General features: G+C 63.5%; 21 protein-coding genes, 1 other RNA gene and 2 pseudogenes. 17 read left to right on the plus strand and 7 right to left on the minus strand.

What is annotated here, in order from left to right:
- Window positions 1-137: 137 nt before the first annotated feature.
- The 3 genes from AC1A0G_RS08200 to AC1A0G_RS08210 form a co-directional block, all read right to left on the minus strand.
- Complete coding sequence (locus AC1A0G_RS08200; RefSeq protein ID WP_476528810.1) at window positions 138-2249, minus strand: GmrSD restriction endonuclease domain-containing protein; 2112 nt, start codon at window positions 2247-2249, stop codon at window positions 138-140.
- Window positions 2250-2410: 161 nt separating this feature from the next.
- Window positions 2411-3154 carry a response regulator transcription factor gene (locus AC1A0G_RS08205; protein WP_476528812.1) on the minus strand — a complete coding sequence of 248 codons (744 nt, stop codon included), beginning with the start codon at window positions 3152-3154 and terminating at the stop codon, window positions 2411-2413.
- 30 nt (window positions 3155-3184) lie between these two features.
- Window positions 3185-4543, minus strand: a complete 1359-nt coding sequence (locus AC1A0G_RS08210; protein ID WP_476528905.1) for a sensor histidine kinase — start codon at window positions 4541-4543, stop codon at window positions 3185-3187.
- A gap of 266 nt (window positions 4544-4809) precedes the next feature.
- On the opposite strand from AC1A0G_RS08210, the gene AC1A0G_RS08215 reads away from it, so the two are divergent.
- The 3 genes from AC1A0G_RS08215 (at window position 4810) to AC1A0G_RS08225 (ending at window position 7474) form a co-directional block, all read left to right on the plus strand.
- A complete protein-coding gene (locus tag AC1A0G_RS08215) occupies window positions 4810-5385 on the plus strand; it encodes an Ltp family lipoprotein (protein WP_476528814.1) in 576 nt (191 codons plus the stop codon).
- A gap of 150 nt (window positions 5386-5535) precedes the next feature.
- On the plus strand, window positions 5536-6390 hold the full coding sequence (locus tag AC1A0G_RS08220) for a Bax inhibitor-1/YccA family protein (RefSeq protein ID WP_476528816.1): 855 nt from the start codon (window positions 5536-5538) through the stop codon (window positions 6388-6390).
- Between the two features lie 142 nt (window positions 6391-6532).
- Window positions 6533-7474, plus strand: a complete 942-nt coding sequence (locus AC1A0G_RS08225) for a DMT family transporter (protein ID WP_476528907.1) — start codon at window positions 6533-6535, stop codon at window positions 7472-7474.
- 174 nt (window positions 7475-7648) lie between these two features.
- Here the strand turns inward: AC1A0G_RS08225 and AC1A0G_RS08230 are convergent, their stop codons facing one another.
- On the minus strand, window positions 7649-8389 hold the full coding sequence (locus AC1A0G_RS08230) for a GTP pyrophosphokinase (RefSeq protein WP_476528818.1): 741 nt from the start codon (window positions 8387-8389) through the stop codon (window positions 7649-7651).
- Window positions 8390-8488: 99 nt separating this feature from the next.
- On the opposite strand from AC1A0G_RS08230, the gene miaB reads away from it, so the two are divergent.
- Window positions 8489-9952 (plus strand): tRNA (N6-isopentenyl adenosine(37)-C2)-methylthiotransferase MiaB, encoded by a 1464-nt coding sequence (miaB, locus tag AC1A0G_RS08235; protein ID WP_476528819.1) that lies wholly within the window; start codon window positions 8489-8491, stop codon window positions 9950-9952.
- Window positions 9939-10979, plus strand: a complete 1041-nt coding sequence (gene miaA / locus AC1A0G_RS08240; protein ID WP_476528821.1) for a tRNA (adenosine(37)-N6)-dimethylallyltransferase MiaA — start codon at window positions 9939-9941, stop codon at window positions 10977-10979. Before miaB ends, miaA begins: the two co-directional genes overlap by 14 nt.
- A gap of 54 nt (window positions 10980-11033) precedes the next feature.
- Here miaA and AC1A0G_RS08245 read toward each other — a convergent pair whose 3' ends face one another.
- Window positions 11034-11822, minus strand: coding sequence for a Fic family protein (locus AC1A0G_RS08245; protein WP_476528822.1), 789 nt, complete (start codon window positions 11820-11822; stop codon window positions 11034-11036).
- 81 nt (window positions 11823-11903) lie between these two features.
- Between AC1A0G_RS08245 and AC1A0G_RS08250 the strand changes: the two genes are divergently transcribed.
- The 7 genes from AC1A0G_RS08250 to AC1A0G_RS08280 all read left to right on the plus strand — a co-directional run bounded on the left by AC1A0G_RS08250 (window position 11904) and on the right by AC1A0G_RS08280 (window position 19261).
- A complete protein-coding gene (locus AC1A0G_RS08250; protein WP_476528824.1) occupies window positions 11904-14822 on the plus strand; it encodes an FtsK/SpoIIIE family DNA translocase in 2919 nt (972 codons plus the stop codon).
- Between the two features lie 80 nt (window positions 14823-14902).
- Complete coding sequence (pgsA, locus tag AC1A0G_RS08255; protein WP_476528825.1) at window positions 14903-15574, plus strand: CDP-diacylglycerol--glycerol-3-phosphate 3-phosphatidyltransferase; 672 nt, start codon at window positions 14903-14905, stop codon at window positions 15572-15574.
- 83 nt (window positions 15575-15657) lie between these two features.
- A complete protein-coding gene (locus AC1A0G_RS08260) occupies window positions 15658-16206 on the plus strand; it encodes a CinA family protein (protein ID WP_476528827.1) in 549 nt (182 codons plus the stop codon).
- 107 nt (window positions 16207-16313) lie between these two features.
- On the plus strand, window positions 16314-16826 hold the full coding sequence (locus AC1A0G_RS08265; protein WP_476528829.1) for a helix-turn-helix domain-containing protein: 513 nt from the start codon (window positions 16314-16316) through the stop codon (window positions 16824-16826).
- Between the two features lie 83 nt (window positions 16827-16909).
- Complete coding sequence (locus AC1A0G_RS08270; protein WP_476528831.1) at window positions 16910-17161, plus strand: DUF3046 domain-containing protein; 252 nt, start codon at window positions 16910-16912, stop codon at window positions 17159-17161.
- A 253-nt stretch (window positions 17162-17414) separates the two neighbouring features.
- A complete protein-coding gene (gene recA / locus AC1A0G_RS08275; RefSeq protein WP_476528833.1) occupies window positions 17415-18581 on the plus strand; it encodes a recombinase RecA in 1167 nt (388 codons plus the stop codon).
- A gap of 2 nt (window positions 18582-18583) precedes the next feature.
- Window positions 18584-19261 (plus strand): regulatory protein RecX, encoded by a 678-nt coding sequence (locus AC1A0G_RS08280; RefSeq protein ID WP_476528835.1) that lies wholly within the window; start codon window positions 18584-18586, stop codon window positions 19259-19261.
- A 30-nt stretch (window positions 19262-19291) separates the two neighbouring features.
- On the opposite strand, the gene rnpB is transcribed toward AC1A0G_RS08280, so the two are convergent.
- Window positions 19292-19660, minus strand: an RNA gene (rnpB, locus tag AC1A0G_RS08285) — RNase P RNA component class A.
- 239 nt (window positions 19661-19899) lie between these two features.
- Between rnpB and hpf the strand changes: the two genes are divergently transcribed.
- From hpf to trpD, 4 genes and pseudogenes are all read left to right on the plus strand, one after another.
- Window positions 19900-20556, plus strand: coding sequence for a ribosome hibernation-promoting factor, HPF/YfiA family (hpf, locus tag AC1A0G_RS08290; RefSeq protein WP_476528837.1), 657 nt, complete (start codon window positions 19900-19902; stop codon window positions 20554-20556).
- Between the two features lie 234 nt (window positions 20557-20790).
- A pseudogene (secA, locus tag AC1A0G_RS08295) lies at window positions 20791-23359 on the plus strand (preprotein translocase subunit SecA); the annotation flags it as partial.
- 101 nt (window positions 23360-23460) lie between these two features.
- Window positions 23461-23703 (plus strand): annotated as a pseudogene (locus tag AC1A0G_RS08300) (SEC-C metal-binding domain-containing protein); the annotation flags it as partial.
- Window positions 23704-23866: 163 nt separating this feature from the next.
- Window positions 23867-24913 (plus strand): anthranilate phosphoribosyltransferase, encoded by a 1047-nt coding sequence (trpD, locus tag AC1A0G_RS08305; RefSeq protein ID WP_476528839.1) that lies wholly within the window; start codon window positions 23867-23869, stop codon window positions 24911-24913.
- Between the two features lie 98 nt (window positions 24914-25011).
- Here trpD and AC1A0G_RS08310 read toward each other — a convergent pair whose 3' ends face one another.
- Entirely contained in the window at window positions 25012-25581 is a 570-nt protein-coding gene (locus AC1A0G_RS08310) for a hypothetical protein (RefSeq protein WP_476528841.1), read from the minus strand.
- A 51-nt stretch (window positions 25582-25632) separates the two neighbouring features.
- Between AC1A0G_RS08310 and AC1A0G_RS08315 the strand changes: the two genes are divergently transcribed.
- Window positions 25633-26319, plus strand: coding sequence for a lysophospholipid acyltransferase family protein (locus AC1A0G_RS08315; protein ID WP_476528842.1), 687 nt, complete (start codon window positions 25633-25635; stop codon window positions 26317-26319).
- The last annotated feature ends 1 nt before the right edge of the window (window position 26320 follow it).

A 26320-nucleotide genomic window follows, 5' to 3' on the forward strand; every position in this document is an offset into this window, starting at 1 on the left:
TCAGGAAACCGTCCGAAGCCATCCTCGACCTGATCAACGAGGCATGATACGATCACACAACCAAATCAACCAGCAACACGGGTGTTGCAACCACCACTAGAATCCGCCAATCCGACAAGTAGCAGTGAAAGACATCCTCAGTTCACCTTCAAGCGGTACGCCTTCCACACGTCGCTGAGCTTCTGCCCGTTCGATGTGCGCTTCCACACGTCCAGACCGGCCTTGCTGCCGCCGGCCGCACGGGCCGCGGCGGTAGGCGACGCGTATTCGGAACCGTCCTCAAGACGGAACCGGCCGTTCTCCGTGACGGTCGCCACATACCGTTCGCCCTTGCGCGGCCGCTCCCATACCAGCGTCTCACCCGGAATCAGCAGCCCGGCCTTCACCACCTGCGCGATGGTGACGCGCCGGGAACCACGGCTGGTACGCGACGTGGATTCCAGTCCGGCGGCCAACTGCTCGATACTGGTGGAAGACGTCAGATCGGCATGGTTCTCGTCATAGCGGATATCCCAGTATTCGGCGATCAGCCGTATCGTCTCCTCCTGCCGATGCTGCATCATCGCCGGCGTGCATTCGGCGAAATCGGCCAGTTCCCGCGTCAACGGGAAGCGACGAGAATCCGAACGCATCAGCATACGTTCGCGACGGCGATCATATTCGGCCAGCTTGTCCAACTGGTCCTCGCCGCCCTGCACCAACGCCATATTGCCCAGCCGGTACATCCAATAATCATGGGCCTCCTGCGACCAGTTCGCGAACGATGCGGCATCACCGATCTCCAACGGCATGATCGGCAATGCGCTCAGCTTGCGCGGCCGCGCGATACGGCCCTGAGCCGACTGCTCGTTCGCACGCACCAGCAACAGTCGCACCAGATCCTCGTCGCCCTGCATCTCGCCGTGCAACCGCACCAAGGCGCTCGCACGGTCGTCGGCGCTGACGGCGAGACCCCGCACCAGACGGACCGGATACCCCTTGTCGAGGTCGCGGATCGCCGCCGTGGCATGGCCTCTCCTCTGCAGGGCATCGGTGCGGTTCAACGTATCCACGCCGGTCACCCGCTCCAATGCGGCGAACAGTTCCTCCAAACGCTGCCGGTCATGCAGCCCGAGCGACGATTCCGTCACCGTCGTACGCGACGAGTGCGAGCCGCGACGCACGAACGGGGAGAACCCCGGCTCGCCGAGCTTGCGGAACGAATTGACCAGCGCCCACATCGCCACGGGCTTCCACTCATGGTTGCGGTAATCGTTCAACGCTTCGATACGATCACGAATCCCGGCCGACAGCACGGTATCGCCCGGATACTCCAGCATCCGCCATGCCATCGCGTACGGTGCCAGCACACGGTCGATGAACGCAGGCACCGTGCCGGCCTCCAGATATGGCTGCAGCACATCGCCCAGAAAATCCTCGATCAACTTGCCGGTATCAGGCTTGTGTGCCAGTATCAGATGCAGATACGAGAAGAACTCCTCGGTCTGGCGCGGGTCGTCGCCCAACGGGTCCATGATGTCGTCCCAACGCGCCGCATACTCGTCCAGCATGGCCGGCTTCAACCCTGACGTCGCACGGGCCTTGAACACGTCGGACGGCGTCAACGGCAAGCCGCGCATGTTCATCACGTCGAAGATGCGGTGCGCCCCATCCAGATCATCCGTGGTCACGATCACCAGGGTCACACCGTTCACCAGATACGAGGCGAACGCATGCCGCTCGTCCTCGTCCATCACCGACAACGCGTCATAGGCGGCACGCGTGTTGCGTGTGATGTTGCGCTGCGCGACCGACGACCAATCCTCATCGCCGAGGTCGAACAACGCCTCCAGATTGCCTTCCTGCACATATTCGCGGAAGAACGCGGCATCGCGTTCGCGCAACGTGAGCCGCGGCTCGTTCCTGATGCCACGCAGCTTGTCGCCCGGCTCCACGATCAGCGCGTCCAGCAGACGCATCCACTCCTCATCCGATTCCAGATCGCGCAACGCGGCGATGATGATCGACAGCGACACCAGACGCTGCTGGCCGTCGATCACCTCATACTGCGTGCCGCCGTCGCACACCAGAATCAGCGACCCGAGAAAATACGGTACATCCGGAATCTTGGACGCCTCCTCGAGATCACCGATCAGCTGCAGCACGTTCGCCGGCTGCCAGATATAGGCGCGCTGGAACGAGGGGATCGTGAACCGATAATCCGAAGTGAACACCTTGCTGAGCGGTTTCTCCGTCGCGCTGATCGCCATACGTACCCCTTCGTTCCATTGCCAACAACTGCCAAACAACCTGCACCCAGCCTACCAGCGGATGCCTATGGGCGCGTCGTGATTGGCGTTCCCGTCATCTGCGCATCGCGCGCCATGCGAGACGGGACGCAAAGGTCGATTCCGCCATCACTTGTCATGCGTCATTCGACCGGCGGCAGATCCGCCCGCTCCACCAGACGCGCCAACTGCACGCGTCCCATGTTCAACTTGTCCGCCGCGCTCGACAGATGCGCCTTCGCCGTGCGCTCGGAAATGAACATGCGTGCGGCGATCTGAGCGTTCGTGTAGCCTTCCGCGGCCAAAAGCACGGTCTCACGCTCACGTGCGGGCAGCGAATCCAACAGCCGTCTGGCCTCGTCGCGACGGGCGATCGGCTGCTGCTCGCCCAGATCGGCGATCAGCTGACGCTGGCTGGCGGTATTGAATTGGGGCACGCCCTCGCACACGTCGAACACACGGCGGATGATCTCCTGCGGCGCATCGGTCTTCGACACGAACCCCTCCGCGCCGGCCTCCACCGCACGCTCCACCGTGTTCGACGGGTTCAGCGACGTGAGCATCAGCACATGCGGCGGCTTCGGCAGCGCCCGCAACCGCCTCGCCGTCTCGATGCCGTCCGTGCCGGGCATGGCGATGTCCATCAGCACCACGTCGGGATGCTCCTGCGACGCCCGCTCCACCGCATCCGTGCCAGCGGTCGACGTGGAGACGACGCGGATGCCGCCGTTCGAATAATCGGTCAGTATCAGCCGCATCGCCTGACAGACCATCGGATCATCGTCGACGATGCTCACCGTGACGACGGGCTGCGATGCGCCGGCACTGCCGGATGATGGACGGGAATCGTGGTCGTGCGTGTTCACGGCTTCATTGTATCCGGGCATGAGCGGACGGCTCCGCAACGACGCGGGCGATCATGCGCCGGAACCGACGGGTGCGTGAGATCCGGACGTCATCGTCGTCCACGGCAACGTCACGTCGACATGGAACACGCCGCGTTCGTCAACGCCGTACCGGCACGAACCGCCGGCGGAACGCACCCGTGCCGTAAGCCCGGGCAGTCCGGAACCGATTCGCGGCCCCGGCGACACGGGGCCGTCCGGCTGCACCTCGATGGAACCGGCGGAAGCGCTAGCGGTGCGTGCCGAAGCCGGCGCCACCGGATTGCTGGCATGGACATGCACGCCGGTCTGCGGATTGACGGTCACCTCCAGCGATATCGGCATGCCCGCCGCATGGCGCAGTGCGTTCGTCAGACTCTCCTGAACGGCCCGGTACGCCACCTTGCCGATGGATTCGTCCAGATCGCCCAACTGACGGATGTCGATCCACGTGTTGACCTGCGCGCCGGCCTGCCGGGCGTCCGCGATCAGGGCGTCCAACGAGTCGCGGGTCAGCGACGTGTCGTCGGTGGGCGCAAGCTGCTCCCACGCCTGTTGCGGATGGCGCAGCATGTCGATGATCGCATGCGCCTCGTCCAAAGCGCCCGCCGCCTGACGCCGGATCTCGTCCGCCTTGGCGGCAACGGACGCCATGCCCGTGCCGATTGCTGTATCGGCATCCGAACCGGATGATGCGGCCAGCCTGTTCGCCTCGGCCTGCAGCGCGCTCGCATTCAGTGCGATCAGCGACAGCGAGTGCGCGAGCGTGTCGTGCGCTTCGGCCGCGATCGCATCCGCGAGTTTCTGATCGTCCAGATCGCTCTGCAGATGCTGCACATGATGCTGTGCCGCCTGCGTCTGCGCGTCGGCCTGCGTGAGGCGCGCCCTCGAACGGATATGCAGTCCGATCAGCGTGGCGACAGCGACGCTGATCACCGCAACGACTGCCGCGGTGGCGATGATCGTGCCTTCACCGGTCAGCAACACGATCGGCTCTCCCTTGACCCCGGTCTTCGGCTTGGTGAACAGCATATGCCAAAACGAGGCGTCCGCCGGCTGCAACGCGTCGCGCACCTGTGCCCAGATGGCCACCGGCACGGCCGCCGCGACCGCGCGTACGGTACGCACGGCATCCGAACGTCGGGCGACCAACCCGGTCAGCGCCATCAGCATGAGTAGCGGGTCGTAAGGGAACACGGCCACGATCGTCAGGCACAGCCAAAATGTCGGTTCGGGATGTCGGCTGCGGCTCAACAGCAGAAACGGGAACGCGAACGCCGCGAACGTGCTGAACAGATACCACACGTAGACGGCCCCGTGCGGGTTGTTCAGCTGGGGCCGTGCCATCACCGACACCTGGATCAGGCACATGACCATCGAACCGGCGACCATCGGCACGGTCAGCCAACGCCGCGTGCGCACCGGCACGTCGTCATCATCGTTCGCCGGCCGCAGCCGGGCAGTGATCGCAGTCAAGGAAGGCATGCCTCCCACTGTATTGCCGAACGCGATGCCACGCCATTGGACATGCGGGCGACATTGCCGTCCGTCCAGTGCCCGAACGGGCAACGAACTATGACCGTTCGTCCACTGACGTTCCGCCGCCGTTTTCTGTAGCGTCGAATACGTCACCTACGAACGAGAAAGAAGAAACTGCCATGTCTGTCCCTAACGTACAGCAACCGCCGATCCAGCCTCAGCAGCCCACGCGAAAAGCCGGCAAGAAGCCGATATGGAAACGTTGGTGGTTCTGGATCGTAGCCGTCATCATTGTCGTCGCGATCGCCATGAATATGAATGGCAACAGCGGCCCATCGGAATCCAACACGCAACAGTCGCCAACCAGCCAAAGTCAGCAATCCGAATCATCGAAGAACGACACTTCGAGTCAATCGGACAAGACGTCGAAATCGGAAGAATCCAAGATTCCCGCGGAATATAAGTCCGCGCTCAAACAAGCCGACACCTACGCCAACGTCATGCACATGTCCAAACAAGGCGTTTACGATCAGCTCGTCAGCGAATACGGCGGCAAATTCTCAGCCGAGGCGGCCCAATACGCCATCGATAACGTGAAGGCCGACTGGAACGCGAACGCGCTGGCCAAGGCGAAAAGTTACCAGAACGACATGGCGATGTCTCCCGAGGCAATACGCGACCAGTTGACCAGCGAGTATGGCGAGAAATTCACTGCCGACGAAGCCAATTACGCCATCGAACATCTGAATGACTGATGTTCGCCGATCATGCAAGCCACGTTCGGGCCGGTAACAGGCCCCGAACGTGGCTTTTCGGCGAATACGCGACGCTGCAGGCTGAAATTCATGGAATTCCAAGGTTTCCTCCCGTAGGATAAGCCTAGGCAAACAAAACAAGGAGTCATCATGACATTCGGCCAGCAGCCGCAAGGCAACAACAACCAATACGGCAATTCCAATGGCCAACAGCAGTATGGCCAGCCGCAATACCAGTACGCGCAGAACCCGTACGGCCAGTCGCAGTACGCGTACGCTCCCAACGGCACCGCCGCGATGAACGCGCAGACCGCATACTCGTACGAGCAGGTGCAGCAAGCCGAGCGCGTGTCCATCACCCGCGCGTACGGCGAAATGACGATCGGCCTGCTCATCACCGCGGCCGTCGCCGTCATCGCCCAGATGACCGGCGCCTACATCGGCTTCCTGCAGGCGACCGGCCTGATCGGCGTGTTCCTGTTCGCCGCCATCCAGATCGGCTTGGCCGTCTACCTCGGCGCGCGCATCATGACGATCAAGTCCGGTACGGCCCGCGTCATGTTCTACGTGTACGCCGCGCTCATGGGCTTCACGCTCAGCTCGATCTTCATGATCTACGATCTCGGCTCGATCGGCCTCGCGCTCGGCATGACCGCGCTGTTCTTCTTCGTGCTCACCATGTTCGGCCTGACCACGAAGATGAACATGCTCAAGGCCGGTCCGATCCTCATGGCCGCGCTCATCGCGCTCATCATCGCGCAGGTCATCCTCGCGTTCATTCCGGGCGTGAGCGGCATGACGCAGATCATCTGCGTGGTCGGCCTGATCATCTTCGCCGGCATGACGATGTATGACGCGCAGGTCGCGCGTGCGCTGTTCGCCCAGTACGAGGCGCAGGGTCCGGAGATGATCAAGAAGGTGTCGATCATCTGCGCGCTCAACCTGTACCTCGACTTCGTGAACATGTTCCTGTACCTGCTGCAGCTGTTCGGCAACAGGGACTGATGCTATCCGACGATGACCGCCGCTGATCGATGACGGACGGTCACGCGCTTGAAAGCCCGGCCACGATATGGCCGGGCTTTTTGCATGCCGGCGCGCGCCGCGGCTACCGTAGTGCCTCATGAAGAGACAGGAACCGATGGGCATGGCATGCCTGCTGCTGACCGCGTTGATCTGGGGATTCGCGTTCGTCTCCCAAGTGCAGGGCATGGACTCCATGACCCCGCTGTTCTTCAACGCGACCCGTTTCACGCTTGGTGCGATATCGCTCATGCCACTGCTGATCTGGCGAAGGATCCGTCGCGGCGCGGAGGCCGTCGAGGCGGGGGAGCGGCCTGCGGCCGTTGCCGTGCCGTCCGAATCGCAATCGCCACGTCTCGCGCGGCTGCTCGCCAACCCGGCCGTCGTCGGCATGATCTGCGGCATATTCCTGTTCACCGCCAGCACCCTGCAGCAGTACGGCATCCTCTACGGACGCTCGGCCGGACGCGCGGGGTTCATCACCGCGCTGTACATCGTCATGGTGCCGCTGCTCGCGTTCGTGTTCCTGCATCGTCGCGTACATTTGATGACGGTCGCCGCCGTCGTGATCGCGGTCGTCGGATTCTATTTCCTGTGCATCACCGACGGATTCGGATCGCTGACGCTGGCCGATCTGCTGCTGCTGTTCACGGCCGTACTGTTCGCCGCGCATATCCTCGTGATCGACACGCTCGGCTCGCGCATCGACGCGCTGACGCTGTCGTTCGGCCAGTTCGTGACGACGGCCATGCTGAGCTGGATCGGCTCGCTATGCGAAGGATCGATCGACTGGACGGGCGCGGCGCAGGCGTGGGAGGCGGTCGTGTACGCCGGCATCGGATCGGTGGGCATCGCCTACACGCTGCAGGTGGTCGGCCAGCAGTGGGTGCCGCCGACCCGCGCGTCGCTCATCATGTCGCTCGAATCGTTCTTCTCGGTGATCGGCGGCGCACTGCTGCTCGGCGAGGTCATGACCGCGCGCGGCTATCTCGGCTGCGCCCTCATCTTCACCGGCACCCTGCTCGCCCAACTTCCCGCTAATCCGCTCAAGAAAAACGATGTCTGAACACGAGGAGGGGAGGGTGTATATGATGCTTGACCGTAAGACTCGGCAACGCACTCCGTGCGTTCTTCGCAGCATAGCTGCTCACTTCGCCTACGGACAGTTCGCTGAACTGTCCGTTTAACGGCTCAGCCCGGAGCGTGTCAAGCATCATATACACCCTCCCCTCCGACCCACTCAGTCCGCTTTCGGCGCTTCGCCGACCTGAGGAGCGCCGTTGATGTCGCGGTGGATGTTCTGCATCTGCGTCTCGATGTTCTGCAGCGAACGCGCGCAGTCGAGCAGCGTCTGCGAATGTTCGCTCAGCTTCGCGTCCGGCAGGTCGGTCTTGTAGCGCAGCGCATGCTCGAGGCTGGCCCAGTAGTCCATCGCGATCGTGCGGAACTGCACCTCGACCGGCGTGTAGTGCGCGCCCGACGACAGGAACACCGGCACCGCGTAGATCACATGCAGCGAACGGTAGCCGTTCTGCTTCGGGTTCTTGATGTAGTCCTTGACGCGCAGCACCGAAATATCGTTCTGCGCCGACAGATAGTTCGATACGGAGTACACGTCGTCGCGGTAGTTGCAGATCACGCGCACGCCGGCCACGTCGAACAGATTGTCGCGAATCGAGGAGACCTCCAGCGGCAGCCCCTTGCGTTCCAGTTTGCCGAGGATCGAATTGACCGATTTGAGACGACGCTCCATGTGATGGATCGGATCGTGCGCGAACCGTACCTGGAACTCCGAATCGAGGATCTCCAGCTTGGTGCTGATCTCGTACATCGCGCCCTCGTACACCTGCATGAGGTTGACGAATTCGGTGATCTCCTCGGTGGGGAACGGCGTGCTGTCCGGGCCGAGGGCCTTGAGTCGCGCCTTGAGATCGTTCGTGTTGATGCGGCTTTGTCGGTCAAGTATCACGGTCAATATCATAGCCGCAACTTTGCGGAGGAACTGAAAAACCGCTGGGACGGCGCGATGGCGACGTTCGTCCGTGCCGTCTGGCGGGGGCAATCGTTACGATGGACGGTTATGAACGAAGACATGATGACCGAGGCGGAGCGCGCCTCGAAACTGGCCGAGCCGGCGGGCGACGGCGTTGCCGAGACTCCCAACCGCGGCAAGGGCGTGTACTACGTGCATACGCTCGGATGCCAGATGAACGTGCATGATTCCGAGCGCATCGCCGGCGTGCTCGAATCCGACGGCTATGTGCCGGCCACCGAGGAGCAGGTGATCGACAAGGACATCGACCTGATCGTCATGAACACGTGCGCGGTGCGCGAGAACGCGGCCGAACGTATGTACGGCACGATCGGCCTGTGGGCGAAGATGAAGCGTGAGCGCCCGAACCTGCAGATCGCGGTCGGCGGATGCATGGCCCAGCTCGATCGCCAGAAGATCGCGAAGAAGGCCCCGTGGGTGGACGCCGTGTTCGGCACGAAGAACATCGGCTCCCTGCCGCGTCTGCTCGACCAGGCACGCATGATCGGCGAGCCGCAGGTCGATGTGGTCGACAAGCTCGACTATTTTCCGAGCCAGCTGCCGACCGCACGCGCCTCGCGCGTCTCAAGCTGGGTGTCGATCTCGATCGGCTGCAACAACACGTGCACGTTCTGCATCGTGCCGACCACGCGCGGCAAGGAGCACGACCGCCGTCCGGGAGACATTCTCGCGGAGATCCGCCAGTGCGTCGACAACGGCGCGAAGGAGGTCACGCTACTCGGTCAGAACGTGAACTCGTTCGGCTACGGCATCGGCGACCGGTACGCGTTTTCCAAGCTGCTGCGCGCCTGCGGCGAGATCGACGGGCTGGAACGCGTGCGTTTCACCTCGCCGCATCCGGCCGCGTTCACCGACGACGTGATCGCCGCGATGGCCGAGACCCCGAACATCATGCACCAGCTGCATTTCCCGCTGCAATCCGGTTCCGACCGCATCCTGCGTGCGATGCGCCGCTCGTACCGTTCCGCGAAGTTCCTCGACATCCTGCGCAAGATCCGCGAGGCCATGCCGGATGCGCAGATCTCCACCGACATCATCGTCGGCTTCCCGGGCGAGAGCGACGAGGACTTCGAGGAGACGATGCGCGTGGTGCGTGAGGCCCGGTTCTCATCCGCGTTCACGTTCGAATACTCGCCGCGTCCCGGCACGCCGGCCGCCGCGATGGAACAGGTGCCGCATGAGGTGGTGCAGGAGCGGTTCGAGCGGCTCGTGGCGCTGCAGGAGCAGATCACGGCCGAGGAGCTGGCGAAGTTCGAGGGACGTGACGTTGAGGTGATGATCACCGGTGCGGCGGGCAAGAAGGATTCCGCCACGCACCGTGTGACCGGCCGCGAGAGGACCGGCGTGCTCGTGCATATCGGCGTGCCCGACGGCGAGCCGATGCCGCAGATCGGTGATTTCGTCACCGCGACCGTCACCCACGCGGGTCGGCATAATCTCATCGCCGATCCTGATCCGGCCAAGGGACAGACGTATCATGTGCGCCACTGAACATAACGGGCAGACCTTGGGACAGCCGGCCGAAATCGGCACCGTCACCCCGCGCGTCGTCTCGATCGTAGGCCCCACCGCATCAGGCAAGACCGGGCTTGGCGTCGCCATCGCCAAGGCGCTCGAAGCGCGCGGGGAACAAGCCGAGATCGTGAACGCCGACGCCTACCAGATGTACCGCGGCATGGACATCGGCACCGCCAAGGCCACGCCTGAGGAGCAGTCCGAGGTCAGGCATCATCTCATCGACATCATCGAACCGGACGATACGATGACGGTGGCGCGGTTCCAGCACATCGCACGCGAATGCATCCGCGACCTGCAATCGCGGGGCATCCGGCCGATCATGGTCGGAGGCTCCGGCCTGTACGCGCGCGCCGCGATCGACGACATCTCGTTCCCCGGCACCGACCCCGAAGTGCGGCAGCGGCTTGAGGAGCGCGAGAGGACCGAGGGCGCGGGCGCGTTGTTCGACGAGCTCAAGGACAAGGACCCGGCCGCGGCCGCCCGCATGGACCCGCGCAACCCGCGGCGCACCATCCGCGCGCTCGAAGTCATCGAAGTGACCGGCAAACCGTATTCGGCGAGCCTGCCGCGCTACCGGTACGTGATCCCCACCGTGCAGATCGGCCTTGACCTGCCGCGCGAGGAACTCGACCGGCGCATCGACATCCGCACCAAGCAGATGCTCACCGGCGGATTCGTCGAGGAGGTCGAACGGCTGCGTCCCCGGCTTGGCGTCACCGCCAGCCGTGCGCTCGGCTACCAGCAGGTCATCGATTATCTTGACGGCCTTGCCGACCTCAACGACACGTATATGGACATCGCGCAGAAGACCAAACGGCTTGCCCGCAAGCAGATGGGCTGGTTCGGACGCGACCCGCGCATCCACTGGCTGCAGGCGCTCAACCCGAGCCTTGTCGACAACGCGCTGGCGATCATCGCCCACGCGGACGCGGGACAGTACGATCCGATCGACGCGCACGCCGACGAATACGTGCAGCATCATCTGGGCGACATCGACTGACCCGACCGCCGATCGACGAGACAACAAAGACGGCAGGGGCCGCAAGCACGCGGATCAGTGCGCCGGCCCCTGCTCCCAGCCTGCGATCAGGAATGTGCGCGTCGGATTCGCCGGCCGCACGATCGCGGCGAACATCCGCTCAAAGCCGCCCGTGTCGCCCCGGTATGCCGCATGCTTCGCTGCCTTGTACCCGTCGCGGCTCACCGGGCCCCAATCGAGATCCCAGCCGGCGTCATGCGAGAGCCGTGACGCGAAGATGCGCAGTGTCATCGCATTGCCGCCCTTGAACGGATGCAGATACCCCAGCTCGTCGTAGATATGCGCCAGCTCGCGCACGAACACATCACGGTCCAACGCGGCCAGATTACGTTTGTCGGCCAGTTCGGTCGCGATGTTGAGCGCACCGGTGCCGATCAGCGAAGCCGGGAAAAACATCTCCGGGTTCTTGGCAAGAGTCCTGTCCGAGGTCACTTCGCGTGTCGTGTTCGACGTGCGCAACCGGCCCGCATCGGAGAACACGCCTTCGAACAGACCCTTATGGATCGCGGTCAGCTCGTCCAGATCCCCTTCGGCGCGCCAGCCGCGCTCGACCAGCAGCACGGTCCGGGCGACGATGCTGCTCGCATGGTCCGCCGCGTGATCGTCAAGGCTGCCGTCGGCCAACCGTCCTGTGACGATGCCGGACGTCTCCGCATCCGCAGCATCGATCAGAGCGGAGACGTCGATCTCGCCGCGCTCGTACCGGCCGAGCGCATGCATCGTCGCATCGCCGGGCCGCATCGCTTCCAACGCGCAGTTCTTCAGTGCAAATGCGACTGCGCTCGCACGTTCAGCTGGAGTCATAGGCTTATCCTATCCGATGTTTGCCGTGATGAGCGTCATATGCGCCGAAATGACCGGGTCTGGGTAGAATCGGGAACCGTTATGGCACGTACAGCATCATCAGGCAAGAAAACATCGAAACCGTCCGCATCCCGCAACGACGACACCCGTGTGGAGTCGCCTCTTGAACCGGTCTGGAAGAAGGTCCTGCTCGCGGTTCCCCGCGCGTTCGGCTCCGGCGTGCGCGCGGTCAGCGGCGTGGGGGAGTATGACCCCGCGTATCGCCGCGACGGCCTGTGCTTCCTGATGCTGGTGTTGGCGATCTGCTTCTGCGCGTCCGAATGGTTTCGCGTCAACGGCGTGCTCGGCCGGTTCCTGCACGCCTGCGCGGCCGGACTGTTCGGCGTGATGAGCGTGATCGTACCCGTGCTGCTGACGATGGTCGCCATCCGTCTGATGCGCAATTCCGGCAAACATTCGGACAATCCCCGCGTGGTGACCGGCTGGGTGCTGCTGCTGTGGGCGATCTGCTCGATCATCGATGTCGTGGTCGCGGCCGATACGCCGGGATTCGACATCACGGTGCTGCAACGGGCCGGCGGCCTGTTCGGTTTCATGCTTGGCTCGCCGTTGGCCTGGGGGTTGTCCGACGCGTTCGCGATCGTCGTGTTCGTCGTGGTCGGCCTGTTCTCGATCCTGATGATCACGCGCACGCATGTCACCGATATTCCGGACAAGATGCGCGCCTTGGCCGATAAGACGTCGCGCGCGCGTCGCGCCGGCCAAGACAAGGACGCCGATGACGACGACCAGTTCCCGAACGAGGTGAAGGTCGGCGACGATACCTTGCCGTTTGCGGACGGTGTGCCGTCCCACGACGGTTCGGACGATGACACGGATGATGACGAGCGTGACCGGAAGCCGAAATGGGGATTCCTGTCACGATTGTTCGGTCATCGGCACGATGATGACGAGGACCGGTCGCTGGACCGGTATGCCGGCGACGATCCGTTCATTCACGCCGCGGACCGTCACGGTGCGGCCGCGGAGACATCGCTGATCGATCCGGCCGCGGTTCCGGCGCGTTCGGTGTCTTCGACGCCGATGGCGGCATCCGCCGCCGACGAGCCGGATCTTGGCATGGGAGCCATGCCCACCCGTATGGTCAGCAGCAACGGCGGCACCGGTACCGTCGCGCTGCCCCGCGGCGCAGCCCAGATCGCGCCGTTGCAGGGCATGCCGTCGGCTGATCCGTGGGCGGGAATCGGCAGTGACGGCACATCATCCATGCCCGCCGTCGCTGTGCCGTCTCAGCCGGTCGTCCAGCCGGCGTCTCAGCCGGTATCCGCGACCGTCGCACCCGCCGGCGCGGTCCCTACGGCTGCGGCAACGCCGGTGGTCAACGCCGTGACCGGCGAGGTCGTCGATTCCCCGGTCTCGTCCGATGCGGCAATGCTTGAGTCCGCCGCGGACGATGCCGTCGCGCCATACCAGCTGCCCGATCTCAACATTCTGGTCAAGGGCCAGCCGCACGCCGCACGCACCCCCGCCAACGACAATGTGATCCGCGCGCTGACCAACACGTTCCAGCAGTTCAGCGTGGATGCGAAGGTCGTCGGCTTCCTGCGCGGCCCGTCGGTCACCCAGTATGAGGTCGAATTGGGACCGGGCGTCAAGGTCGAGAAGGTCACCAACCTGCAGAAGAACATCGCCTATGCGGTGGCCAGCTCCGATGTGCGCATCCTCTCTCCGATCCCGGGCAAGTCCGCGATCGGCATCGAGATCCCGAACGTCGACCGCGAGATCGTGCACTTGGGCGACGTGCTGCGAAGCGACAAGGCGATGAACGATCCCGCACCGATGCTCACCGGCGTGGGCAAGGACGTCGAAGGCCACTTCGTGACCGCCGACCTGACCAAGATGCCGCATCTGCTGGTGGCCGGCGCGACCGGTTCCGGCAAGTCGAGCTTCATCAACTCGATGCTCACCTCGCTGATCATGCGTTCGACGCCCGAACAGGTACGCATGATCATGGTCGACCCCAAACGCGTCGAACTGTCCGCCTACGCGGGCATCCCGCACCTGCTCACGCCGATCATCACCGACCCGAAAAAGGCCGCGCAGGCGCTCGAATGGGTCGTCAAGGAGATGGACGCGCGCTACTCCGACCTCGAGTTCTTCGGATTCCGCCACATCAAGGACTTCAACAAGGCCGTGCGCGAAGGCAAGGTGCATGCTCCGGCGGGCTCGCAGCGCAAGGTTGCCCCCTACCCGTACATCCTCGTGGTCGTCGACGAGATGGCCGACCTCATGATGGTCGCCAAGAACGATGTGGAAAGCTCCATCCAGCGCATCACGCAGCTCGCGCGAGCCGCCGGCGTGCACCTCGTGCTCGCCACGCAGCGCCCGTCCGTCGACGTCGTCACCGGACTCATCAAGGCGAACATCCCATCGCGTCTCGCGTTCGCGACCTCATCGGCTACGGATTCGCGCGTCATCCTCGACACGACCGGCGCGGAAACGCTCATCGGACAAGGCGACGCGCTGTTCCTGCCGATGGGCCAGGCCAAGCCGTTGCGCGTGCAGGGCTCGTGGGTGAGCGAATCCGAAATCCGCAAGGCCGTCGAATTCGTGCGCACCCAGCGCAAGCCGCGCTATCGCGAGGACATCGAGGAGATGGCCAAGGAGGCGGAGAAGACCGCCGTCGAACCGGACGAGGAGATCGGCGACGACATGGACGTGTTGCTGCAGGCCGCCGAACTGGTCGTCACCACGCAGTTCGGCTCCACGTCGATGCTGCAACGCAAGCTGCGCGTCGGCTTCGCCAAGGCCGGCCGCCTCATGGACCTGCTCGAATCGCGCGGCGTGGTGGGTCCGTCCGAGGGCTCCAAGGCCCGGCAGGTGCTGGTCCAGCCGCAGGATCTGCCGGCCGTGCTCGCGTTCATTCGCGGCGAGACCAGTTCGATCCAGTCGTCCGGCTCGCAAGCGACGGCCGACGCTTCCGGCAACGAGCCGGCGTGAGACCCATATCGCGGACGTATTATGGAAAATCGCAGGAAAACGGCAGACGATACCCACATTCAAGGTAGCAACATGAAGGTATGGTGAATGGTATGAACGATAAGACTGAAAGCAAGGAATCCTCCAAGTCGTCACTGCTGGACGGTTGGAACGCCCCGCCGAACCTCGTCACCTACTCGCGTATCGTACTGGTGGTGATCTTCCTCGGCCTGTACATCACGGCAGGTCCGTGGGGCGTCGAGAACTACGGCATGCGCTGGGCCGCCGCGATCCTGTTCATCATCGCCGCGTCCACCGATAAACTCGACGGGTGGATGGCCCGTACCTTCAATCAGGTCACCGAACTGGGCAAGCTCATGGACCCGATCGCCGACAAGCTGCTCACCTGCGCCACGCTGATCGTGGCTGCCGCATTCGGCGAACTCGGCCCGGCCGTGCTCGGCTGGATCGTCGTCGCGCTGTTCCTCGTGCGCGAGATCGGCATCACCGTCATGCGTTTCTTCGTGATCGACACCGGCGGCAAGGTCATCGCCGCCGAATGGCCCGGCAAGCTCAAGACCCTGTTCCAGTGCATCGGCCTGGCCATGCTGCTGCTGCCGTTCTGGCAGTTCGCGGGTGGCACCGGGGAGAACCCGATGTGGCTGACCGTCTACCTGTTCGTCACGTACCTGATGATCTACGTGGCGCTGGTGCTGTGCCTGTACTCGGGCGGCGTGTACTTGTACAACACATTCCACGGGCGCAAGAAGTAAACGGCATCGCTGTTCATCATGAGGCTCCCTGTGCCGGACACCGTGCCGGGCGGGGAGCCTTCGCATACGGTAAGGAGACGATCATGACTGATGATATTGACGCGCGTTGCGATGAGCTCGCCGCTCGGATACTGCGGGTGTGCGAGGAACGGAAGCTGAAGATCGCGGCTGCCGAATCGTTGACGGGGGGACTGCTTGCGGACGCCTTCGTGAGGATTCCGGGCGCGTCCAACGTGCTGCTGGGTTCAGCGGTCACCTATGACATTCACGCGAAGGCGTCGGTGCTGGGCGTCGACCGCGGGCTGCTCGAGCGCGAGGGAGCCGTGCATCCCGAGGTCGCACGGCAGATGGCCGCGTCGACCGCGCGTCTGTATGCGCAGCCGCAGTATGGCGGCCGGGTCATCGGATTGTCGACCACCGGAGTGGCCGGTCCCGGTCCGGATGGCGACAAGCCGGCGGGGCTGGTGTACATCGGATTGTCGATGCCGGGAGACGACGGCGACACGCGTCGAACGGTCGCGCACGAACTGCATTTGGCCGGTTCGCGCGAACAGGTGCGCCGTGCCGTGGTGTTGTCCGTGCTGGACGCGCTGTGGAAGGAACTTGCATCCGATGATCGACCGCAACGGTGATTTCAGCGAAACCTGCGCGTATTCACAGCGACTTTTCAGGAATAAACCACGGCTGTCGATGTTGTAGGTAATGGAAACACTGACGAACGCCTGTAAGGAGGGTTGCGATGGAAACGATGACCCGTACTGCCGAAACCATGAATGTCGAACAGTTGAGCCCGGTGGCTGCGCGCCCGGGAAGCGCCCGCATGCGCGATCTGACTCCGGCGCAGCGCCGTGCGGTGATGTTCGCGCAGCAGCAGGTGCTGGCTGCGCGTGCGGCCAAGAAGGCCAAGGACGAGCGTCAGGCCGCGCTGACCCGTATGTGGCAGGAGGAGGACGCCCCGCAGACGCATGCGCGCAGCGTGGATGGTGCTCGCGAAACGGCGGGCGAGCCGCGTTCCGTTTCGTTGCGCGAGGCCATCGGCCATGTGCTGCGCGACCTGCGCACACGTGACCGTAAGACGTTGCGTGAGGTCAGCGAAAAGGCCGGCGTGTCGCTCGGATATCTGTCCGAGGTCGAGCGTGGGCAGAAGGAGGCCAGCTCCGAGCTGCTCAGCTCGATCGCCGAGTCGCTGGGTGTGACCACCGCGCAGATGCTGCGTATGGTGGCCGATTACTTGGATTCGCTCGAGGCGTAACCGTTCTTTGCATATGGCCCTTCCCTGCGTCATCTGCGTGGGGAAGGGCTTTTCATGTTGTGCATGCTGTAGACTGGAGCGCTGTGCGAGAGCGGGAATTCTGGGAATTGCTTGAAGAGGTGTTCGGCCGTGGCTATGGCCGCAGCCTGTCGCGTGATCAGGGGCTGGTCAAGTTGCAGGGGATGACCGTTGTGGAGGCGTTGGCGGCTGGCGAGGAGCCTCGCGTGGTCTGGAACGTGCTGTGCGACCAGATGGACATCCCCGATGAGCGGCGTTGGGGGCGGGACCATGCCGCGCCGCCGATGCCGGCCCGATTCGACGATGATCGCATCTGATCGGCGTGTCGAAATGACGGAATTCGAACAAATGTTCGCGCCTGTGGGTATAGTTATCCACATCGACGGAATGACGAAAACGGTGATGTCCGTTGTGGACAACTCGCATGCGCCCTTACGGCAGTAAGGGTCATCGTGGATGCGACACGCCCGGGGCCAAGCGTTCGACCACAATGGTCGGATGCGGTTGCGCCGCGGATGCGCGTTCCGTAGCGTGAGGGTACGTGACGCCACCGAATGAAGGAGAACCATTATGGCACAGCAGTCGAACGCTTCGGCGAAGCAGCCGGACAACGGCAGACCCGGCGTCGATCCACGCCGGCAGGCGGCGCTGGACACCGCGCTCGCTCAGGTGGAGAAAAGCTTCGGCAAGGGCTCCGCGATGCGATTGGGCGACAAGCCCGAACAGAACGTGGAGGTCATCCCCACCGGCTCGCTCGCATTGGACATGGCGCTTGGCATCGGAGGTCTGCCCAAGGGGCGCATCGTCGAGATCTACGGTCCCGAATCCTCGGGCAAGACCACGCTTGCGCTGCATGTGGTCGCCAATGCGCAGAAGGCCGGTGGCGTGGCCGCGTTCATCGACGCCGAACACGCCCTTGACCCCGTGTACGCCCGCAAACTCGGCGTGGACACGGATTCGCTGATCGTCTCCCAGCCGGACAACGGCGAACAGGCGCTGGAGATCGCCGACATGCTGATCCGGTCCGGTGCCCTTGACGTGATCGTCATCGATTCCGTGGCGGCTCTGGTGCCCAAGGCCGAGATCGAAGGCGATATGGGCGACAGCCATGTCGGCCTTCAGGCCCGACTGATGAGCCAAGCCCTGCGCAAGATGACCGGCGCCCTGGCCCAGGCCGGCACCACCGCCATCTTCATCAACCAGCTGCGCGAGAAAATCGGCGTGTTCTTCGGCAGCCCGGAAACGACCACGGGCGGCAAGGCGCTGAAGTTCTACGCGTCCGTGCGTCTCGATATTCGTCGCATCCAGACCATCAAGGCCGGCGACGAGGCCATCGGCAACCGCACCAAGGTCAAGGTGGTCAAGAACAAGATGGCCCCGCCCTTCAAGTCCGCCGAATTCGACGTGCTGTACGGCGAGGGCATCTCGACCGAGGGATCGGTGCTGGACATGGCGTTGCAGTGCAACGTGGTGAAGAAATCCGGCTCGTGGTTCACCTACGAGGGCGACCAGCTCGGCCAGGGACGCGAGAACGTCCGCAAGTTCCTCAAGGACAATCCGGCCATCACCGAGGAGATCGGCAACAAGGTCAAGGCATCATTCGGTCTGATCCCGTCCGAGGACCAGTTCGCCGAGGGACAGGATGACGGTGCGGCCGATGGTGCGGCATCCGCGGACGATGCCGCGGCGCCGGCCAAATCCGGCAAGACGGCCGCCAAGGAAGAGTCGAAAGCCTGACGATGATCAGTGCGGAGGAATTTCTCGTCCGGCATCCGGTACGTCAGATGCCGGACGACACCTCTCATGGCGCCGTGTCCGGCGTGGCGTCCCGTGCGGCATCGGGCCGTGGCGCGACCTCGAAAGGCCGGTTCGGCGCGCATGCGGAAGAACAGGATGTCCCTGCAAGACGGCGTGCCGGTGCCTGGAGCAGGTCCGGTGGCACGGCCTCGACGGTGGATGATCCCAAGGATATTGATGCCTGCCGCGAGGCTGCATTGCGTCTGCTCGATGCGGCGCCACGATCGTCCGGCGCCCTGCGCGCACGCCTGATCGACAAAGGGTATGACGTTGCCGTCGTGGACGAGGTGATCGAACGGCTGATCGTCGTGAACCTTCTGGATGACGATGACTACGCGCAATGCACGGTGCGTTATTGCGTGCATCGGCTGATGGGCGCGCGGGGCGCGCTGATGGAGCTGACACGCAAAGGGGTCGATCGGCAGACCGCGGAACATGCGGTGAACGAGGCACGTGACCGGGGCCTGTTCGAAGAGGCCGCATGGGAGCTTGGCCGCCAATACGCAGGCAAGACGCAAGGATTGGATCCCAACAAGCGTCGCCAGCGGTTCTGGTCGGCCGGAGGTCGCAAGGGGCATGATCCGGAAACGCTGCGGCGTGTCGCACAGGATCTGTTCTGATCATCGCATACGGCGAATAGGGGAGTAAGTAAAATGAGACCCCTTATACCCCGGGTTCTGTCGCGCCGGCGAACCGGTGCGGACGGCCATCCATCTCGACCTGACGTCACCGCCAGGCTCTAGCAGCCTACCCGAAGGCATTGGGCGAGCAGCCCTCGAACGCCTTCTGCTTGGCCTTGCTCCCGATGAGGCTTGCCATGCGGCCGACTGTTGCCAGCGGCCCGGTGGTCTCTTACACCGCCGTTTCACCCTTACCAGCCGAAGCTGGCGGTCTGTTCTCTGCTGCGCTATCTCTCAGGTCGCCCTGGGCGGACGTTATCCGCCATCGTGCTCTGCGGAGCCCGGAAGTTCCTCAACCCACACCGTGTACGGTGGGATCGCGGCCGTCAAGGGGTCTCAGGCGAACCATCATACACGAGGTCGGGATATTACGGGTCGGCGCGCATGCCGCAACGCACACGCATGTCATCCATACAATCATGGAAACGTGAACGAAACACGCAGAAAAGAAACATTTTTCTTCGGGCGAGTTTCCCACTGTTTACCGTTCGTTCGGCTACAATAAAACATACCGACGGCGAAGTCGCCGTTCGGCCCGTCAAATAGCGGGTAACACCGCTTGAGTCTAGGAGGTCCACATGGAAATCGTCGTTACCGGACGTCATACGCAGATCAAGCAGAGGTTCCGTGATGTCGTTGAAAGCAAGATGAATCGTGTGACCGCTATCGCCCCGGACGCCCAGCGCGCGCAGATCGTGCTGACGCACGAGGGCAACCCGCGTCAGGCGGACACCGCCAAGCGCGTGGAAATCACCGTCATCGCAGGACGCACCGTGGTGCGCGCCGAGGCGTCGAGCACCGACGAGTTCAGCGCGCTGGATATGGCGCTTGACAAGCTGACGCTGCGTCTGCGTCGCACCCGCGATCGCCGTAAGGACCACCGTCGCGGCTACACCAACCCGGTCCCGGTCGATATGGGCGTCATCGAGCCGGAGCCCGAGGAGAGCGTGGAGGAGGAGCCGAACAACAGCCCGGCCGCCGCCGTCGCATCCGATCTGGGTCCGGGAGAGTCGGTCGAGGTCCAGGTTGGGGACACGCCGATCGTCATTCGTCGCAAGCTGCACATCGCCGAACCGATGACCATCGATGAGGCTCTGTACGAGATGGAGCTGATCGGACACGACTTCTTCCTGTTCGTCAACAAGGAGACCGGTCGTCCGTCCGTCGTGTACCACCGTCACGGCTGGAGCTACGGCGTGTTCGAGATCGACACTCCCGAAAACGTCGCCAAGTAGGCATGATCGCCGTTCATACGCCGGTGCCGGTCCTTCGGTCTGATCCGGCGCGGTAACGGCGCATGATAGGGTATGGGTCCGCACGAATCCGCTTCGTGCGGACCTTTTTCTATGCAGAATGCCGGAAATACCGGTAAAAATCGTCGCGTTCGCGTAGTATGGACGAAGTTTATGCCCAACCGGCCAAGTTGGGCTATGCTCGTTTACGGTAACCGACTCTATAGGGAGCGAAACGTGGTAGATATTGTCGACAAGGCCCTGCGTATGGGCGAAGGCCGCCAGATCAAGAAGCTTGAGAATGTGGCCAAGGCCGTGAACGCTTTGGAGGATGAGATCTCCTCCCTCAGCGATGAGGAGCTCAAGGGCCAGACCGCCAAGTTCAAGCAGCGTCTTGACAACGGCGAAAAGCTGGACAGCCTGATGCCGGAGGCGTTCGCCACCGTGCGCGAGGCGTCCAAGCGCATCCTCGGACAGCGTCACTTCGACGTGCAGCTGATGGGCGGCGCCGCCCTGCACTGGGGCAACATCGCCGAAATGAAGACCGGTGAAGGCAAGACCCTGGTCGCCACCCTGCCGAGCTACCTGAACGCGCTCGAAGGCAAGGGCGTCCACGTCGTCACCGTCAACGACTACCTCGCCAGCTACCAGAGCGAGCTGATGGGCCGCATCTACCGCTTCCTCGGCATGTCGGTCGGCTGCATCATCACCGATCAGAAGCCGCCGGAGCGCCGCAAGCAGTACAACGCCGACATCACGTACGGCACCAACAACGAATTCGGCTTCGATTACCTGCGCGACAACATGGCGTGGGAGAAGTCCGACCTCGTGCAGCGCGGCCACCACTTCGCCATCGTCGACGAGGTCGACTCCATCCTCATCGACGAGGCCCGTACCCCGTTGATCATCTCCGGCCCGGCCGAAGGCGACGTGACCCGCTGGTACATGCAGTTCGCCCGCCTCGTGCCGAAGCTGACCCGCGACGAGGACTACGAGGTCGACGAGAAGAAGAAGGTCGTCGGCATCCTCGATCCGGGCATCACCAAGGTCGAGGACTTCCTCGGCATCGACAACCTGTACGAGCCGAACAACACCGCCCTGATCGGCTACCTCAACAACGCCATCAAGGCCAAGGAACTGTTCCTCAAGGACCGCGATTACGTTGTCACGCACGGCGAGGTGCTCATCGTCGACGAGCACACCGGCCGTATCCTGCCGGGCCGTCGCTACAACGAGGGCCTGCACCAGGCCATCGAGGCGAAGGAAGGCGTCGAGGTCAAGCCCGAGAACCAGACCTTCGCGACCATCACCTTGCAGAACTACTTCCGCATGTACGACAAGCTCGCCGGCATGACCGGTACCGCCGAGACCGAGGCGGCCGAGTTCATGGGCACCTACAAGCTGGGCGTGCTGCCGATCCCGACCAACAAGCCGATGATCCGCAAGGATCAGGACGATCTCATCTTCCGCACGAAGAAGGAGAAGCTGGCGGCCATCGTCAAGGACGTCGCCAAGCGCCACCACGCGGGTCAGCCGGTCCTGCTCGGCACCGCGTCCGTCGAATCCTCCGAAGTCGTCTCCTCGCTGCTGGACATCGCCAAGATCCCGCACCAGGTCCTCAACGCGAAGCAGCACGAGAAGGAAGCCGCCGTCGTGGCCGTCGCCGGCCGCAAGGGCGCCGTCACCGTGGCCACCAACATGGCCGGCCGTGGTACCGACATCATGCTCGGCGGCAACGTCGAGTTCCTCGCCGACCAGAAGCTCAAGTCCGAAGGCTATTCGCCGGACGACACGCCGGACGAGTACGAGAAGCGTTGGCCGGGCGTGCTGGAGGAGGTCAAGGCCCAGGTCAAGGACGAGCATGACGAGGTCGTCGAACTTGGCGGCCTGTACGTGCTCGGCACCGAACGCCACGAGTCCCGCCGTATCGACAACCAGCTGCGCGGTCGTTCCGGCCGTCAGGGCGACCCGGGTGAGTCCCGCTTCTACCTGTCGCTGGAAGACGATCTGATGCGTCTGTTCAACACGCAGCTCGTCGCCCGCGTCATGGCCAAGGGCATGCCTGAGGGCGAGCCGATCGAGTCGAAGAGCGTGTCCAAGGGCGTGCGCACCGCGCAGAAGGCCGTCGAGTCGCGCAACTTCGAGATCCGTAAGAACGTGCTCAAGTACGACGACGTGATGAACAAGCAGCGCACTGTCATCTACTCCGAGCGCCAGGCCGTGCTCAAGGGCGAGGATATCCACGAGGATATCGAGCGCTTCTTCGCGGACACCGTCGAAAGCTACATCAAGGGCGCCAACAACGGTTCCGAGAAGCCGAAGGATTGGGATTGGGACGGCCTGTTCAAGGCGCTCAAGACCGTGTTCCCGATCGCCTTCGATGTCGACGCCGCCAAGGATGCGGCCGGCAAGGCGAAGGGCGAGAAGGCCGTCGAGGCCGTGCGCGACGCGATCGTCGAAACCATCAAGGCCGAATACGCCAAGCTGGAGGAGAAGATCGGCTCCGACGGTCTGCGTCAGCTCGAACGCCGCGTCGTGCTCGCCGTGCTCGACCGCAAGTGGCGCGAGCACCTGTACGAGATGGACTACCTCAAGGACGGCATCGGCCTGCGCGGCATGGGCCAGCGCGACCCGCTGGTCGAATACCAGCGTGAAGGCTACCAGATGTACAACTCCATGATCGAGGCGATCAAGGAGGAAAGCGTCCAGCTGCTCTTCCACGTGGATGTCGAGCAGGTCGCCCGCACCGAGGACACGACCACCGAGTCCGATGAGGATGCCGCGGTCGAAGCCGTCGAGAACACGCTGGACAAGGACGAGCAGTCCGCCGAAACCACCGAGGGCGAGTCCGAGGTCACGTCCGAACCGTCCGAGGACGAGAACGACGAGGTGGACGAGGAACAGGCCGCGGCGATCGCCGAAGCCGCGAAGTCGTCCGAAGCGGGCGAGGCGTCCGCGCCGGTCGTCGTCGGCCCGGCTCCGATCAGCCATGCCGAAGGCAAGGTCCCGGCCAACAAGCGTCCGAAGAGCGAAGAGCTCAAGACGCCGTGGGCCGACGGCCGCACCTTCCCGGGCACGCCGAAGAACGCGCAGTGCCCGTGCGGTTCGGGCCGTAAGTACAAGATGTGCCACGGCCAGAACGAGCAGTGACGGATGACCGGGCAAACGGTCTTCTGATCCGATGACGAGAAAGCTCCCGCAAGGGAGCTTTCTCGTTTTGCTATATGGAAGATCGGCTTGGCCGAAACGTCAGCTCGTTACAATGAACGGCGAATACATACATAACGGCGCCGTTAGCGCCAAGGAGGGCATCATGGCCGAGATCACATGGAAGTCGATTCTCACCAAGTTGGTCGGGGGCAACCACTTGAGCGCGGAGGAATCGGAGTGGTTCGTGGACGACCTGATGCAGGGCAACGCGAATCCGGCCGCGGTCGGCGCGGCGCTGGCCATGCAGCAGCAACTGGGCCTGACCTCCGACGAGGTGTCCGGTGCGGCCAAGGCGATGGTCTCGCACGCCGTACCGCTGCACGTCAGCGGCGAGACGACCGATATCGTCGGCACCGGCGGTGACGGATTCGCCACCGTGAACCTGTCCACGATGGGATCGGTCGCCGCCGCGGCAGCCGGCGTGAAGATCGTCAAGCACGGCAACCGTGCCGCATCGTCCAAGTGCGGTGCGGCCGACGTGCTCGAGGCGCTTGGGCTGCCGTTGACGCTCGCCCCGGAAGCGGTGGGCGAGGTTGGCGACGAGGTCGGCATCACGTTCGCGTTCGCCCGCACCTTCCACCCGGCCATGCGCTTCGTCGGCCCGATCCGCGCCGCGCTCGGCATCCCGTGCGTGTTCAACGTGCTCGGCCCGCTGACCAACCCGGCCAAGCCGGCGCACGTCGCCATCGGCTGCGCCAACCGTGCGATGAGCCCGATCATGGCCGCCGTCTACGCCGCCAACGGCCAGTCCGGCATGGTGTACACCTCGCATGAAGGCCTTGACGAGCTGGCCCCGACCGGCCCGGTGTCCGTGTGGGAGATCCGCGACGGCAAAGTGACGGAAACTGAATTCGATCCGACCGTCGAACTTGGGCTTGCCCCGGTCAGTGTCGCCGATCTCAAGGGCGGCGAGCCTGAGGTCAACGCCACCGCGTTCCGCGACTTCCTCGCCGGCAAGGATATCCCGGCGCGTACCACCGCGCTGCTCAACGCCGCCTCCGCGATCGTGGCCGATGGACATCTGGTCGGCGACGGCACGCTGGGGGAGCGGTTCCAGCAGGCCTATGCGGCCGCGCAGGACGCCGTCGATTCCGGCAAGGCGGAAGCGCTGTTCGCCAAGTGGATCGAAACCGCACAGGCCAAGGCCTGACAACGATACCTGTATAGATAGTTTGGGGGTTGGTTCCGGCAATTCAATTCGTGCGGGAACCAACCCCCAATGCGTTTGTTGCGCGCGTGCCGCAGCGGTTACACGCGGGCGCCGTCGTCGGTGTAACCGTTACGCGTTTCGGTGTGGCCCTTGTGTTGGATGATCAGTCCCACCGCACCGACCAATGCGCACACACCGAAGATCGTGCCCAGCATCGCCGCCAACGCCGGTACGAACACCGAGGCGATGACACCGGCGATACCGGCGACCAGCATCACCCAGAACACCAGTTTGGAAGCCTTCACCGGGCCGATTGTCGGATTCGGCGGCACGAAATCGTCGCCGTAACGGTTCATGACGTCATCCGTGTCCAGCCAACTTGAATTCGTGTTGTCTCGCGGCCCGCGCATCCGTCGGCCCAGCGGCGTCAGATCATCGACGAACACGCCGTTGTCCAAGTCCTTGACGGACAGCAATGCCTCCTTTTCCTTGCGCTGTGCATGCTTCTCGAACCGCTTGGCGCTGCGCGAGCGCTCCACATCCTTCAGATCGTCGGCATGCGCCTCTGCGAACGCGGCCCACGCGCTGTCAAGATCGTCCTTGTCGCCATTGCCGTTCGGCGATTGGCCCGGGCGTTCACCGCCATTGCTATTGTTGAGGTCAGTCATATCCACCACTGTAATCAGCGGCAAAGCCAAGTGGCTGAAAGGAGCGTCGCCATGCTCTACTGGTTCTTCGTCAAAGTGTTCGGACCCATCGCCCGTCACCGTCTCGGACCGTCCGTGTCCGGGCTGAACAACATCCCGCGCGAGGGAGGCGCGATCATCGCCGCGAATCATCTGGCCGTGATCGATGATGCGCTCATCCCGATCACCTGCCCGCGCATGGTGCACTTCATGGGCAAGGCCGAATACTTCGAGGGCAAGGGCATCAAGGGCAAGTTCAAGAAGTGGTGGTTCACGTCGGTCGGCGTGTTCCCCGTGGACCGTTCCGGCGGTTCCAAATCGCTCGGCGCGTTGGAGCACGCGCGTGAGATCATCGAGGACGGTCACCTGTTCGGCATCCATATCGAGGGCACGCGCAGCCCCGACGGCAAACTGTACAAGGGCCACACCGGTGCGGCGCGTCTCGCGTTCGAGACCGGATGCCCGATCGTGCCGACCGCGATCATCGGTTCTCGGGAACTGCAGGCTCCGGGCACGGTGATTCCCGCCAAGGGCAAGACGAAGGTGATCTACGGCAAGCCGATTCCGGTCGAAAAGAAGCTGGACGTGACGCACGACGAGCTGCGTGAGCTGACCGACCGCGTCACCCGCGAGATTCAGGCCATGAGCGGTCAGGAATACGTCGACGAGTACGCTCAGGCGGTCAAGGCGCGGCTGAAGAAAGAACTCGAAGCCGCTTAGG

Source organism: Bifidobacterium sp. LH_230, from assembly GCF_056357555.1.

What these genes read in the sequence shown, in the direction of transcription:
- AC1A0G_RS08230 (WP_476528818.1), bottom strand. Translation starts at nt 8,389, where the DNA reads ATGATATTGACCGTGATACTTGACCGACAAAGCCGCATCAACACGAAC.
- pgsA (WP_476528825.1), top strand. Translation starts at nt 14,903, where the DNA reads ATGGTGAATGGTATGAACGATAAGACTGAAAGCAAGGAATCCTCCAAG.
- AC1A0G_RS08220 (WP_476528816.1), top strand. Translation starts at nt 5,536, where the DNA reads ATGACATTCGGCCAGCAGCCGCAAGGCAACAACAACCAATACGGCAAT.
- AC1A0G_RS08260 (WP_476528827.1), top strand. Translation starts at nt 15,658, where the DNA reads ATGACTGATGATATTGACGCGCGTTGCGATGAGCTCGCCGCTCGGATA.
- miaA (WP_476528821.1), top strand. Translation starts at nt 9,939, where the DNA reads ATGTGCGCCACTGAACATAACGGGCAGACCTTGGGACAGCCGGCCGAA.
- trpD (WP_476528839.1), top strand. Translation starts at nt 23,867, where the DNA reads ATGGCCGAGATCACATGGAAGTCGATTCTCACCAAGTTGGTCGGGGGC.
- AC1A0G_RS08315 (WP_476528842.1), top strand. Translation starts at nt 25,633, where the DNA reads ATGCTCTACTGGTTCTTCGTCAAAGTGTTCGGACCCATCGCCCGTCAC.
- AC1A0G_RS08310 (WP_476528841.1), bottom strand. Translation starts at nt 25,581, where the DNA reads ATGACTGACCTCAACAATAGCAATGGCGGTGAACGCCCGGGCCAATCG.
- AC1A0G_RS08215 (WP_476528814.1), top strand. Translation starts at nt 4,810, where the DNA reads ATGTCTGTCCCTAACGTACAGCAACCGCCGATCCAGCCTCAGCAGCCC.
- hpf (WP_476528837.1), top strand. Translation starts at nt 19,900, where the DNA reads ATGGAAATCGTCGTTACCGGACGTCATACGCAGATCAAGCAGAGGTTC.
- AC1A0G_RS08250 (WP_476528824.1), top strand. Translation starts at nt 11,904, where the DNA reads ATGGCACGTACAGCATCATCAGGCAAGAAAACATCGAAACCGTCCGCA.
- AC1A0G_RS08225 (WP_476528907.1), top strand. Translation starts at nt 6,533, where the DNA reads ATGGCATGCCTGCTGCTGACCGCGTTGATCTGGGGATTCGCGTTCGTC.
- AC1A0G_RS08205 (WP_476528812.1), bottom strand. Translation starts at nt 3,154, where the DNA reads ATGCCCGGATACAATGAAGCCGTGAACACGCACGACCACGATTCCCGT.
- AC1A0G_RS08210 (WP_476528905.1), bottom strand. Translation starts at nt 4,543, where the DNA reads ATGGTCGCCGGTTCGATGGTCATGTGCCTGATCCAGGTGTCGGTGATG.
- AC1A0G_RS08265 (WP_476528829.1), top strand. Translation starts at nt 16,314, where the DNA reads ATGGAAACGATGACCCGTACTGCCGAAACCATGAATGTCGAACAGTTG.
- AC1A0G_RS08245 (WP_476528822.1), bottom strand. Translation starts at nt 11,822, where the DNA reads ATGACTCCAGCTGAACGTGCGAGCGCAGTCGCATTTGCACTGAAGAAC.
- miaB (WP_476528819.1), top strand. Translation starts at nt 8,489, where the DNA reads ATGAACGAAGACATGATGACCGAGGCGGAGCGCGCCTCGAAACTGGCC.
- AC1A0G_RS08280 (WP_476528835.1), top strand. Translation starts at nt 18,584, where the DNA reads ATGATCAGTGCGGAGGAATTTCTCGTCCGGCATCCGGTACGTCAGATG.
- AC1A0G_RS08200 (WP_476528810.1), bottom strand. Translation starts at nt 2,249, where the DNA reads ATGGCGATCAGCGCGACGGAGAAACCGCTCAGCAAGGTGTTCACTTCG.
- recA (WP_476528833.1), top strand. Translation starts at nt 17,415, where the DNA reads ATGGCACAGCAGTCGAACGCTTCGGCGAAGCAGCCGGACAACGGCAGA.